The 13,501-nt window shown below is 41.5% G+C and carries 11 protein-coding genes; 9 read left to right on the forward strand and 2 right to left on the reverse strand.

Features of this window, described 5'->3' with window-relative positions:
- Window positions 1–5 precede the first annotated feature (5 nt).
- From CIK88_RS07770 to CIK88_RS07790, 5 genes are all read left to right on the forward strand, one after another.
- Window positions 6–2,201, forward strand: coding sequence for a dynamin family protein (locus CIK88_RS07770; protein ID WP_094435642.1), 2,196 nt, complete (start codon window positions 6–8; stop codon window positions 2,199–2,201).
- Window positions 2,198–2,851, forward strand: coding sequence for a hypothetical protein (locus tag CIK88_RS07775; protein WP_094435644.1), 654 nt, complete (start codon window positions 2,198–2,200; stop codon window positions 2,849–2,851). The genes CIK88_RS07770 and CIK88_RS07775 overlap by 4 nt, the downstream gene beginning before the upstream one ends.
- A 526-nt stretch (window positions 2,852–3,377) precedes the next feature.
- On the forward strand, window positions 3,378–3,629 hold the full coding sequence (locus CIK88_RS07780; protein ID WP_094435646.1) for a hypothetical protein: 252 nt from the start codon (window positions 3,378–3,380) through the stop codon (window positions 3,627–3,629).
- 230 nt (window positions 3,630–3,859) lie between these two features.
- Window positions 3,860–4,486, forward strand: coding sequence for a hypothetical protein (locus tag CIK88_RS07785; protein ID WP_094435648.1), 627 nt, complete (start codon window positions 3,860–3,862; stop codon window positions 4,484–4,486).
- A 17-nt stretch (window positions 4,487–4,503) separates the two neighbouring features.
- Complete coding sequence (locus CIK88_RS07790; RefSeq protein WP_094435650.1) at window positions 4,504–5,487, forward strand: WYL domain-containing protein; 984 nt, start codon at window positions 4,504–4,506, stop codon at window positions 5,485–5,487.
- 390 nt (window positions 5,488–5,877) lie between these two features.
- Here the strand turns inward: CIK88_RS07790 and CIK88_RS07795 are convergent, their stop codons facing one another.
- Window positions 5,878–6,267: a virulence RhuM family protein gene (locus CIK88_RS07795; protein WP_254046872.1), complete on the reverse strand. Its 390-nt coding sequence runs from the start codon at window positions 6,265–6,267 to the stop codon at window positions 5,878–5,880.
- A gap of 116 nt (window positions 6,268–6,383) precedes the next feature.
- Window positions 6,384–6,629, reverse strand: coding sequence for a type IV toxin-antitoxin system AbiEi family antitoxin domain-containing protein (locus CIK88_RS07800; protein ID WP_094435652.1), 246 nt, complete (start codon window positions 6,627–6,629; stop codon window positions 6,384–6,386).
- A gap of 222 nt (window positions 6,630–6,851) precedes the next feature.
- Between CIK88_RS07800 and CIK88_RS07805 the strand changes: the two genes are divergently transcribed.
- From CIK88_RS07805 to CIK88_RS07820, 4 genes are read left to right on the forward strand one after another with little or no spacing between them, the layout of a single operon-like run.
- Window positions 6,852–8,027 carry a hypothetical protein gene (locus CIK88_RS07805; protein WP_094435654.1) on the forward strand — a complete coding sequence of 392 codons (1,176 nt, stop codon included), beginning with the start codon at window positions 6,852–6,854 and terminating at the stop codon, window positions 8,025–8,027.
- A 2-nt stretch (window positions 8,028–8,029) separates the two neighbouring features.
- A complete protein-coding gene (locus CIK88_RS07810) occupies window positions 8,030–9,682 on the forward strand; it encodes an ATP-binding protein (RefSeq protein WP_094435656.1) in 1,653 nt (550 codons plus the stop codon).
- 11 nt (window positions 9,683–9,693) lie between these two features.
- A complete protein-coding gene (locus CIK88_RS07815; protein WP_094435658.1) occupies window positions 9,694–11,478 on the forward strand; it encodes an ATP-binding protein in 1,785 nt (594 codons plus the stop codon).
- Window positions 11,468–13,456 carry a hypothetical protein gene (locus tag CIK88_RS07820; protein ID WP_094435660.1) on the forward strand — a complete coding sequence of 663 codons (1,989 nt, stop codon included), beginning with the start codon at window positions 11,468–11,470 and terminating at the stop codon, window positions 13,454–13,456. Before CIK88_RS07815 ends, CIK88_RS07820 begins: the two co-directional genes overlap by 11 nt.
- Window positions 13,457–13,501 lie beyond the last annotated feature (45 nt).

Raw genomic sequence — 13,501 nt, forward strand, 5'->3', positions numbered from 1 at the left:
TAAGTATGGCTATAAATATAAACAATTATAATGATGTATTTGGAAAGTTAACCAAAGCGGTTGACATTGCAAGTACGTCAGATAATGAAGAGATAAAGAAGATTTTCTCAAAGATAAAAGAGAAAGTTTGCGACATAAAGGAAGGTGGTGACCGCTTGAAACGTGACAACGAGATATTAAAAATAGGTGTAGTTGGTCAGGTGAAGGCAGGTAAGTCATCATTCCTCAACTCGCTGTTGTTTGAAGGTGAGAATGTGTTGCCAAGGGCATCTACGCCAATGACAGCCGGCTTGACAGTGTTGGAATATGGTGAAAAGAATGTGTTCTCCGTTGAGTACTACACGGCTAAGGAGTGGGAAAAGTTTGAGGACAAAGCCAAAGAATATGACGACTTCGTGAATAACGTGAAGTCAATGAATCCTGCGTTGACAGATGAAGAGGCTGCAAAGATGGCGAATATTCCAGATGAGCTGTCTACTGCTAAAGAACTTATATCACGATGTACTCGTGTTGCCAAAGGCAAGGTTGGAAAAGCTCCAGAAGAAAATGAATTCACTGATATCAAGGATTTGCAGGATATTCTTGAGAACTTTGTCGGCGCAGACGGACAATTCACATCTGTAGTGAAGAGTCTTTCTATTCGTCTGAATGATGAGCGACTTAAAGGAATGAGAATCGTGGATACTCCGGGTGTAAACGACCCAGTGGTGTCTCGCGAGCATCGCACTCGTGAGTTCTTGCGTGAATGTCATGGTGTGTTCTTTTTGAGTTTTGCTTCTCGCTTTTTTGACAGCACAGACGTTAACTTCCTTACAAATCGTATTGGTTCGCAGGGCATAGGCACTGTGGTGCTTATTGCAAGTAAATTTGACTCTGTGCTGCAGGATTCTGGCTCAAAGTTTGAAGACGATTTGAAGAATGCGATAAAAGATTGCCAAAGACAGTTGGAAGCTCAGTTCAGACGCAACCTTTCTGGTTCAGACTATAGGGGTGAAGAACCTCGTTTTACGATGAGTTCCGGTATCGGTTATTCTATTGCTAATAAAAAACCGTCAGACTGGGACAGTATGGAGAGCCATGTCGTAAAACAGATGAAGAGATTCTATCCAAGTTTCTTCGCTTCTGACAGTGACATAAAGGATACGTTCAATGTGCTTTCAAATATTGATGATATCAGAAAGGATTATCTTGATGGTGAGTTCGTGAAGAATCGTGATAAGATTATCTCAAGTAAGGTAAACAGCTATTTTGGCAATGCAACAAGCGAAATCAAAGCAATCTTGAGTGATGGCAAGGCCAATCTAAATGAACGTAACAATGCTCTTTGTAAGAAAGATATTTCTCAGATAGAATCAGTTCGTGATGCTACTAAAAAGGTAGTTGATAAGATTGTGAAAGATATAGACTCTTTGGCAAGCAAGGCTGATGATATGGCAGAACAGGCAATGAAGGAGTGTTGGAATCGTTATCAGACACCTTCTGTTAGAGTCCCCACTAAAGTGGAGAGTATCACATTCGTACGACAATCTACTTTTTGGGGTAGGGATAAGGATGTATCCTGCTCTTACAAGAAAATCGATGAGCAAAAACTTGTTTCCGAGGCAGAAAGTCAGGTTCAAGCTGCGGCTGAAAATTTGTCAACTGATTGGAATAATAAGTCGAGTGAACTTATGAATTCAATAAAAGATACTATCGGAAGCCTTATTGCGGAAGCTGAGCAAAAGGATTCTGAAGCTAAGTTCGATGCTGATGGTTTGCGACGTATTCTTGGCGAGGTTCTTGCCTCAATGAGCAATTCTACTGTTATGAATGTCAAGGATCTGACAAATAATGTCGTTGGACGTATTATGGATGTTGCTCAAGACTGCGATGTGTCTCTTTATGATGTAGGTTCTGTTGATGAGGCTACAGCAAAGAATAAAATATCTGAAAGAGCAAGGGATGCGCGTCGTAAGGTTGAAAACGGTTTACGTAATCTGTTTGATCAGTTCAATACGGATATAAAGAAAGAACTTGATAAATCGAAGAATGAAGTTATAAATATTTTTACAAGTCGCAAGGACGAGTTAATCACAAAGGCAAATGGTTCTGTTCAGGGTTATCTTGACTCTCTTGAAAAAGAATTAAAGGACAAGAAAGCTCAGCTCGTGAATTATACGAGAGCGATTGCAAGTATTAACGAAATAGAGAAAATATTATGAGCGTAAGAGAAAAATATATAGCAGCTCTGAATGACGAGCAAGCTAAGATGGTTTCGTATGTTAAGCAGATGACGGCGAAAGTCGCTTTTCCTGAGGCTGCTATAACTACAACTTATACAAAGCCAGCTAAGCATACTGTAGCCTCTGTTGCATGCTTGCTAGGTGGTGCTGTTGCCATAGTAGCAGGTTTGTGCTTAGAGAAAAATGGCATCTCTACAGCCGGTGGAGTCGCTGTTGCTTGTGGTGTTGGCTTGTGGGCTATAGATAAAAACAAGAAGCCGATTGTACAGCGTGATGTTGCTTTTTATAAGGTCACAAGTCATTACTATAAGTCTCTTTCTGACATTTTTAAGTATGTGACAAATAGCTGGACTGATTCATTGGTGGAAATGAAGAGCAAGTTGAAAGCTGAAATCATGCAGCAAAACATTTCTGAGGAAGAGAAGAACTCTGCAATTCAGAGTGTGTTGACTACTTCCGTTGTTGATTTGTCTATGGCTGATTTGTCTTCAAAGCTTAGCAAGATAGAGCGTGATCATGATGAAGAAGGCTATAAGCGATTTGTTTCTATCTTTGAGAAGAAGTGCATAGAGGCAATAAATAATGCTTTTGAAGAGCAGAAGGCTGTTTACGAACGACTGCAGTTTTAGTTGATATAAACTAAAATGCAGAATATAAGTATGTTTCTTTCATGCCCATTCACATGAAAAAAAATACACTATTTAGGATAAGAGGGTTGGACGGAAACGTCTTTACTCTCTTATTGATATTTTAAAACGTTATAGCAATCATGACTGCTATAATAAATATGAAGTTAGCAATTGAAGATCGATCTTGAAAAACTGAAACTGAAAGGTTGCAACTACTGGTGGTATAACAACTTAAAAAATAAGCAATATGGCAAAGAATGAAAGTAAATTATTAGAGGAGTTGAGACGAAGAGGCGGGATTTATGAAGATCCAGCTCCTGAAGTCGGAGGCTTTACTGCTGGTTGATAAGCTTGTTTACCAAGAAAAAGTAAGCCTTATATACTATTTTCATGAACCTCTGTCACCATTTGACATATCTATATAGTTATTTTGCAGCCGAAATCGAATATATAACTATATAAGGTAATGTAACAATGAAAAAGAATAATCGTAGGTTGTGATAAAGAATAAATAAAAATAAATACGATGAACAGTATGGCTGATAAAAAAGCAGCAAAGCGTGAGAAGATGATGAATATGCCATCATATCGTCTGATGGTAGGTACGGCGAAGTATATGGACAAGTGGTTCCTGGATCCTATACTTGGCTTCATTCTTCCTGCCGGTATCGGTGATGCTTTGCTGGTTGATTTATCTGATTATATCATGGGCCATTCGCTTGGGAAATTGGATTGTTTCATTATTCTAAAAAAGGATTGCTTATGTTTAGAGGAATGACAAAGTTTACCTGTGATAATTGTGGAAACAAATTCATGGGATGGGACTGTGAGTGGCGGTGTACAGTATATACCGCTCCTGTAAAATGCCCAAAGTGTGACAGTATGCACACTTATCCATCAAGTTATAATATAGCTTTTCCACTTGGCGGATTGTTTGGCTTGAAAAAGACTTTTTATCGAAAGATATGGAAAAGCATCGATGAGAGGAATAAAACTGACAAATAGCTTATGAATAGCAACATTTTCTTTCAGCCTTTCGTTGGCAAGGATTATGCCAACGGAGGCATCTTTGGCAAGCGAATCATGATATTGGGCGAGAGTCATTATTGTGAAGAGGAATGTGCGGATTGTGGCGACTGCCGTCTGCATCGGGAGTGTATGGACTTTACGCAGCACGTGCTTGATGATTATCTCAATGAGAATAAGGAACGACAGAACTGGATGCGGACTTTCTTGAAGTTTGAGCGTTCGTTAGTGGGAGAGGAGACCAATCAAGCGATGAGGCTGAAGATTTGGAACTCGGTGGTATTCTTCAACTATCTGCAAGTGGCGATGGGTGGTCCTCGCGAGGCTGGTACTGCCGAACAATATCAACAGGCAGGCAAGGAATTCTTTGAGGTCATCGAAAAGTATCAGCCTGAGTACATCATCGTATGGGGCAAGAGGCTTTGGAACAATCTTCCTAATGTGCGCTGGCACGATGGTGACGACATCGTAGTGGATGGTTATCCTGTTGCTACAGGTGCTTATCTTCTGAGTAATGGCAAGCAGGTGAAAGTGATGGCGGTGAATCATCCTTCCGTAGGTTACTCCTGGGACTATTGGTATCGGGTGATACAAAGATTTTTGGAGTAATAAGCAAAGAACGTGCTATGGACAATCGTGTGAAATTCTATAGTTGGCTGATAGGCCTCTTGGATAGTGCGCATCTTACCTTTGAGGAGATTGCTGATGAATGGAAGGAAGCCCATGCTAATCAGGATAACAATGTGCTGGACAAGCGTACCTTTCATCGTTATCGTGAAAATATCCAGTCGCAGTTTGGCATTACTGTGGAATGTAACAAGAGCGACGGCTATCGGTATTATCTGAAGCGTGACCCCGTGGATGACGATGATGTAACGGAATGGATGCTGAGTTCCCTGCGGCTGGCTTCGTTAGGTGATATGCTGAAGTATCACAATAAGGTGATGCTCGATACGCCGCCATACAACACGGAATATCTGGATGATATTCTTTCTGCGATAGATAAGCAATATCTGCTGAAGTTTAAATACGTTTCGGGTTTCGGAGCAGAGAGCGATATCGTGCTACAACCGGCTTTCGTGAGATACTTCAAACGACGGTGGTACGTTGTGGGAGTTAAGAAACAACGTTCGGCGTCCGAAGGGAAAGCCAATTCAAGTGCAGAGGTAGATGTGAGAAAACTCGTTCGCTGTCTTCCTTTCGACCGCATCAGTTTCCTGAAGCTTATTTGCGAGAAGCATCCGTTGCCGGCAAAGTTGAAGAAGTTCCTGACTCCAGAGAATTATTATGAAGATTGCTTTGGCATCTATCGGATGGAAAATGTGCCCGTGGAGAAAATCCGTATCCGTGCCTTCTATCCGGAATACAACTACATCGAGGAGGTTCCGCTGCACGAGAGCCAGCAGAAAGTAAAGGAGTCGAAAGATGGAATGTATCGGGAATATACCCTCACCCTTCGTCCCAGCCGTGATTTCCTTCAGGAACTGTTGTGGCATGGCAGAAATATCATCGTACAGGAACCCGAGAGTCTGAGGCAGGAGATGATTGGTATCTTAAAGGATATGACGAAGAGTTATGAGACGGGCGAATGCCTGAATGGGGAGGAATAAGGGCTTAATGTTTCTCTCCTGGAAAATGGAAAATTCAAGGGGCTAAGCTATATTACTAACCTATATAAGGTAAAGGGTGTCCCAAAACTCAAGGCCCCCCTTAAAATTATCATAAATTAAGAATCCTGTGGTTATTGGTAACTACTCATCACCTCTAGACATGAGTAGTTACCGGATTCCAGGAACAAGTTAAAGATATATAAAAACAGCACAGTTTGTTCCTGTCCTTGCCAAGAAATGCATAATTTTGAATGAAATAAAGAAAAGGAACGAAGACTTTTTTGTATAAGAAAAGCTACCGTTTGATAAACCCATCACTCATAATCATCATTTAGAAATGAAGCGAACTATATTCCCACAAGATTTTTCTCAATACTATCCTATTGGGATTCAGCCATGTCGTATGTATGTGGATGTTGCCCATTTTCTAAAAGATGTAGCATTTTTGCTATTCACTCGATAACCTACCGATATAACCATGTCAAGGTTATAGAATGGTATATCGCGAACTATCTTTCTGCTACCCTCAAAACGAACCTGTGCATTTTTTGCACAGGTTGAGATCTCATCCAACTCCTCTACCTTATATATGTTTCTGATATGACGAACAATAGACGTTCTGTCTACCCCAAACAACTCAGCCATTTGGTTTTGAGTCAGCCATACAGTATCTTTTTCAAGCTTTACATTCAGTTCGACCTTTCCGTCTGCAGAACGATATATCTCTATTTTGTTTTCTTCCATATCAATAGTTGTCAGTCTTGTTTGTATAACTCCCATAGGCTTTTTGCCCATTCTTTCATTGTTTGTCGCAATGATTTTGGTTCCATCACTTCTATCATATTTCCTGTATGAAGTAACTCCATGACAAAATCATAAGTTGGACGAAGCCTCAATTATCCCTCATATTCTTCCATTTCTTTTGGAATGGTCATGTTATATTTACGATTAAATGTACCATTGGTAGCAGTTTGGATTTTCCCAGTCCCGACATCTATCTTTTCGGGATGCAGTTCTTCGAACCAAAAATGACCTGCCTTTTCAGCCAAGTCATGTATTTGCAACTTGCTGTGTACCAATATATTTTGATTAAAACGGTAGAAAAGTGATGATGGAGATTCTGTAGATGGTGAAAAAGGCAAAGATTTAACATTTTTAACTTCTTGTAACTTACCGCATGTTGTATAAGCATGTTAACTTCTCCTTCGAGAATTGTGTTAAGATGGTGGCCCAAGAGGCAAAATGATTGGTTTTCAACAATTACAATAAATGTTAAATAATAAATTTAGTTTGCAAATAATTTGGAAATTCTCAAAACAAAACATTAACTTTGTAGCGAAATAAAATTCAAACAAGCACTCTTTATGGGTAGAATACTCAAATTCATAGAAGAAAAAGGTGAGGGAAAGTACCTCTGTTACAAGACCAATAAGATTACTATTGAGTCTTCTGAAGCTGACGTACTTGACTATGACGATAAGCCTGCTTCTACACGAAATACCAGCCTTATTGCTGAAAGCAATCTGACAAGGGTACACACTGTTCGTGTGCCCCAGATGCTTATTGACTACTCACGTCCCATATTTACTTATTTTCTTGACGGTTCGCGCCATGTTTATAAGGTAGATGATATTGCAATTGGCAAGAAAATCTTCCCGGTACTTGCTGGCCAAATAGTTGTAGGTTGTTGCGAGCGTAAAGACCGTGATACGTTCAAACCCTACGACAACATACGTCCAAAAGTTGTGATTGCTATGCCAGACGACTTCGATGTTGATGACGAAGGAGATGATTTCTGCCGTTTGTATTGTGAAGATATCAATGAAGATTTGCAGCAGTTGCCTTTCATCAAACAGTCAGGCATCAAGGTTGACAAGATTCTGCTCTATAAAACCGACAAGAAAGACAAGCTGAATAGCGACAAAGATAACTACAAAAATCGTGGTACGGCAAAGATTCAAGCAGAGATGACTGACGAAGAACAGCGACTCGTAGCCAAACTCTGCGAGGAGAACCGACTTGACGATGAACATTATTTAATAAAAGATGGTTCGTTAGAGTACAATCCCAGTTTCTCAAACAAGAGCGCAGATGACAAGACAATGGCACGTGAAAACTACCGTTATGTAGTTGGGGTTTCCAAGAGTTTTGACCCAGAGCTACTTCCCGATTTCGAAGGCCAACGACTCTCCAGAACCATAGCAAGCCTCAAACCATTCGAGCGCACCAAAGCCTACAGATACACCTCAGACGCAAATGGCGTTCAGTATGCTGTTTGGTATCTTCGCCTTAGAGCTTCCGATTTCAGAGAAACACACTTCTCTGATGTGGTGAAATGCGAGATGGTTATCATAAATGAAGACGATCAGGTGGAAACCGATTTGATTAACACTATCAGCGCAAATCTTATCAAGGAAGCTTACCCAGTTTGTTTTGGCAATGACACCCGATGGGCAAATCACCTTTACCCAGTTTATCTGACAGAGACTTTCTGCAAATCAAAGTATTTCAATAGTAACATCATATTAAACTTATTCTAAATATGGCAAAAGTAATCGGCAAAGTATCTGCTACGGAGAAATACCCATCAACCATTGATGAGTTTTACTTTTGGACAGACAAGAAACAAATCCTCAGCCCCTTTGATGTGGTAAAGGTAAACCACGAATCGGGTTCTATCACGTTTGGAGTTGTAGAAGAAATAAACCACATTACTGATGCTCCAAGCCATTTCACAAGTTACATTTCAAGCGATTTCGGTGACACAAATGATGGCATTGGAAACATGAACCGTCTTGGCATGAACTACGTTAAGGCACGAGTTTCTGGCAACACCGAGAACATTTACACTCCTGTACTCAACGGACAGCAAGTTTCTCTATGTGAACCGGAAGAAATTCGCCAGGCGTTAGGTCTGACGGAAAAGGACGTAAAGAATCCTCTCGTATGTGGTTACCTTGAAATGTATCAGGGAGAAGACAAGGTGAAAATCAAAGTAACTCTCGATTCCCATTTCCTTGTTGGCCCTGATGGTGCTCACATTAATATCTCGGGTATTTCAGGTCTTGCAGCCAAGACTTCATACTCAATGTTCCTTCTGAGAGCCATCCAGAATAAGTTTAAGTTGGAGAACGGAGAAACTTGCGCCTTTGTATTCTTCAATGTGAAGGGACGCGACCTTATGGCAATTGACGAGCCAAATGAAGAACTTGGTGAGCGTGACAGGAAAATCTATGAAGAGTTGAACTTGCCAACCACCCCATTTGAGAACGTTCGCTATTATTACCCCTACAGCAAAAGTGATTCGGCTAAGGTACAGTCATACGCATCTCCTTCCGATATTGAACGTCAGAAGAAGGCAAAGAAAGCCTTTACCTATAAGTTCACATTTGGTGACAATAAAGACAGATTGGATTTGCTGCTTGCCAATGAAGACGATAGCACGAATACACTCGAAGCATGCGTAAACTTCATCCTTAACGGCGAAGGACAATTCTCTGGTGTTGAACAATGGAAGACACTAAAGGAAACCATTGATGAATACACAAAGGCTGGCAATACAAACAGTAATAAAGAAATACAGGTTGTCAGTTGGCGTAAGTTTAAGCGTTGTATCAGCAAAGCAATTTCAAATGACGTGTTCGGAAAGAGCCTTGTCAACGAGGTTGATTTGAATGGCGAGATACAGAACCATCTGCGTGCCAATAACGTGATGGTCATCGATATTGCCCGTCTTGACGAGAATACCCAAAGCTTTGTATTTGGTAGTGTGGCTCGCGCCATTTATGACCTTAAGCTCGGTGCTGAACGTGATGACATTCCCGATAAGGTAATTCTATTTGTGGACGAGTTGAATAAGTATGCTTCAAATGATGTTCCAAAGAACTCTCCAATCTTGAAGCAACTGCTTGATATCGCAGAGCGTGGTCGATCACTTGGCATTATCCTTTTCTCTGTCGAGCAGTTCCGAAGTGCAATCCACGATCGTGTCAAAGGCAACTGCGCTACTCAGGCATACGGACGAACCAATGCTATTGAGGTGTCAAAACCTGACTATCGCTACATCCCACAGGTTTACAAGAACATGATGACCCGACTTGACCAAGGCGAGTACATCATTTCAAATCCTGCATTACGTTCATTGATTAACGTGAAATTCCCACGTCCAACCTACAAACAATTCCCTAACGGCTAAAATTACAGACAATGGATAATAGTTTGTCATACAATTCTGAGATTAAGAAGGGACTTATCAACCTTCTGATGTTTACTCTCTATTCAGATGAGAAAACCATTTATCGTGAGTACGTACAGAATGCTCTTGACTCGATAAACAAGGCGATTGACGAGCGTGTACTTGCTCAGGCAAAAGATGGCGTAGTAAACATTGATATTGACGCACGCAAAAAGGTTATCGTTATCAAAGACAATGGTACAGGTATCAATGCCAACGATGCCGTACGAACACTTCTTGACATTTCGGCATCCACAAAAGATGGCGTTAATCAGGCAGGTCAGTTCGGTATTGGCCGACTCGTTGGTGGCGGTTACTGTCATGAGTTGATTTTCCGTACTACAGCCAGAGGCGAATCCATAGGCACACAGATTACGTTTGATGTTGATAAAATCTGGCAGATGGTTAAGGAAGATCCAACAGAATACCTTGCTACATACGTCATTGATGTTTGCACAAAAAAAGAACGCTTTGACGTAACAGAAGATGAGCATTTCTTCGAGGTTACGCTCAATGGTGTAAAGAGTGATTCTGCGCCTGCTCTTCTTAACAGAGAGGAAGTCATCGAATACTTGAACATGGTTGCCCCTGTAGGGTACAAGCCGCACTTTAATAATGTTCTTATCTATAAGAGTACAGTAGATAATCCTGAGTTCAAGGCATTGCACGAAGGCTTGGAGAAGGTTCAGTTGTTCGTAGGTAAGACACCTATCCAGAAGCAGTATGAGTTATCCATCAAGGGCACAAAGGATGAAATCAACAACCTCGAATATTTCAAGATTGAGGATGATAAGTTTGGTATGCTTGGCTGGGGATGGTTTGCTCTCACTAAGTTTACAATCCAGATACCTAAGGACGATACACTTTCATGCATACGTTTAAGAAAGCATAACATTCAGATTGGCGATCAAAATCTTCTCTCCGGTGGTTCGTTATGGAAGGAAGAGCGCGGAAACTCTTATTTCTATGGCGAGTTCTTTGTTACCCATGCAAGTATTGTGCCTAATGGTGCACGTGACGGTCTTGTTCCTACCCCAGAGACAAATGCCCTTTATACCAAGTTACGTGAGTACTTCGAATCCTTAAAGAACCTTTATACTAAGGCGAACGAAGCGAAGAAGAGTATTGACAAGATTAAGGAAGGCGTTGATCGTTGGAACAAGCAGAAGAATTTGAATGACTACAATGCAAAAGATCTAATTGAGAACAAAGGTATTGGCAAATTCGACAAGTTGGTCAAGAATGCTACATTTGGTCCGACCCAAAGAATGCTGATGCTCTATCAACCTGCATACGAAGAGGCAAAGAAAAATGCTGAGGAAACAAAGAAGGCGCTTACCCCAAAGCCTGTAACTCCACAGTCACCTGTTATCAAGCAAGACGAACCAGAGGAAACACCGACATTCGTCTCTGAGGATCCCGTTGATGTGACTCCTATCACAAATGAACCAACAGGAGTTGACAATCCTCAGAAAGTTCCTCCTACATCACCAGAGCCACTTCATCCTGATGTAATTGAAACTACCCCCGCAACGCAAACTGTTGAAACGCCAGCACCTATTCCAACTACCACACCTTTGCTTGGACAGCAGGACATTATCGCGCCTCTGCAAGCGTTACTTGACCCAAGTGAAGTATGGACAATTCGTAGGGTGTTCAGAGTTTTGAATACTTATTGCCCTCAAAATGAGCATGACCAGAAGTTGATTTCTGAAATGGAAAGATTAATTGTGAAGGAGTTCTCAAATGGCAACTAAAAAGATTAAGAAAGTCCTCTTGATAGAACCTAATTATTCCAATAAGTATCCTCCTATTGGATTAATGAAGCTCTCCACCTATTATAAAAATTTAGGTGGATGGGAGGTTACGTTCTTTAAGGGCGACTTGAAGATGTTTGTCATTGAGCGAATTGCTGACCGTTGTATCGAGGAATTCAACTACATTGACTCTACTATTGATTGGTTCTTGAAGAGAGACGAGTTCATCGAATACATCAAGACGCGCAAGAAAGAGGTAATTGAGCGACTCGCTATAGAGCGTTCAGACATGGAACTGATTCTTCTTGCAAAACTTGACGATTGGAAGAACTACTATTGGAAAGGTACGTGGAAAGACAACCCGGAATGGGATCGTGTAGGTGTGACGACACTATTTACGTTCTATTGGGACATAACTGTAGAAACCATCAACTTTGCAAAACTACTTGTAAAGAAGAAAAAGGATTTGATGGTAGGCGGTGTGCTTGCATCCATTCAACCTAAGGAACTTGAAGAGGCAACCGGAATAAAGCCTTGGGTTGGTATTCTTGGCAAACCTGGAGTTCTTGACAAGGGCGACACTCAGATTATAGACAATCTTCCATTGGATTACTCCATTCTTGACGAGATTGAGTACAAATATCCAATGTCAAATGCTTTCTACGGCTACATGACTCGTGGTTGCATCCGTCATTGTGCCTTCTGCGCTGTACCGACTCTTGAAGATAAATACATTCCGTACATTCCTCTTAAAGACCGATTGGATGCTGTTCGCGAAGTGTATGGCGACCAGAAGGACTTGCTGCTTATGGATAATAACGTATTGGCATCAGAAAACCTCAAGGATATTATCGATGACATTGTTGCTTCAGGCTTCGGGAAAGGAGCAAAGTTTGTTCAGCCTGATATGCTGGAGATTTCCATTCGTAACCTGCAGAATGGTGTGAATGACAGAGCTTACATACGTAAGAGTCAGGCGTTGATAGCAGAGTTCTATCAAAAGTTGAAGCCCATGAAGGGTGATGAGTCATACGAAGTGTATAAAGTAATGGCTCGCTACCACATCAACAAACTTTCCACAACGAAGAAGGAGAACCTGATTGCTGCATACGAAGAGATAAAGGACATTTACAAGCGTCACCAACATCCTGTGCCAAGAGCGAGGTACGTAGATTTCAACCAAGGCGTGGATGCACGTTTGTTCACAGAAGAGATTGTTGAACTGTTGTCGCGCATTGCCATTCGTCCGTTGCGTATTGCGTTTGACGACATCAAGACGTTCCCTTCGTACAACAAGGCTATCCGCATGAGTGCAGCAGCGGGATTGAAGGATTTCAGCAACTATCTGCTCTACAACTTCGTGGATAAGCCATTGGATTTGTATCAGCGACTGAGAATAAATGTGGAACTTTGCGACGAGCTGAATGTAAACATCTATTCGTTCCCGATGAAGTATCACCCTATTCGCAAAGGCAAGGATGATGCAGAGGATTTATCGCACAATCGTGACTACATCGGCAAGCATTGGAACCGCAAGTACATACGCGCCATACAAGCCATTCTGAACAGCACCAAGGGTAAGGTGGGTAAAGGCATAACGTTCTTCCTTGAAGCCTTCGGCAATGATGAGACAGAATACATGGAACTGTTGGAGATGCCCGAGACATTCATCTTGTATCGTTTCTTCTTTAAGTGGTTGGACGAGAAGGGCAGCATGGGTACAGATCATTGGCGTCAATGCTGGAGCCATTGTATGAACACACTGGCAGAAGATGAAAAGCAGTTGGTACTGGACATTATCCACACAAACACGTTCTACAAGGAAGAACTGGAAGCGGTTACATCGGCTGATGCGCTGAAACTGCTGAATTTCTACACCAACTACCGTAAGGACATCATCACCCCCGGCACGGAGCTCTACCGCTTGAAACAGGAGTATGATGAGAATCCAACGATACAGTTGAGACGTAAAAAATAGTTAAAAACATCGTTTTAATCGTCGCGAGAGGGTCAAAAACAAGGG

Source organism: Prevotella sp. P5-50 (assembly GCF_002251295.1).
Classification (GTDB): domain Bacteria; phylum Bacteroidota; class Bacteroidia; order Bacteroidales; family Bacteroidaceae; genus Prevotella.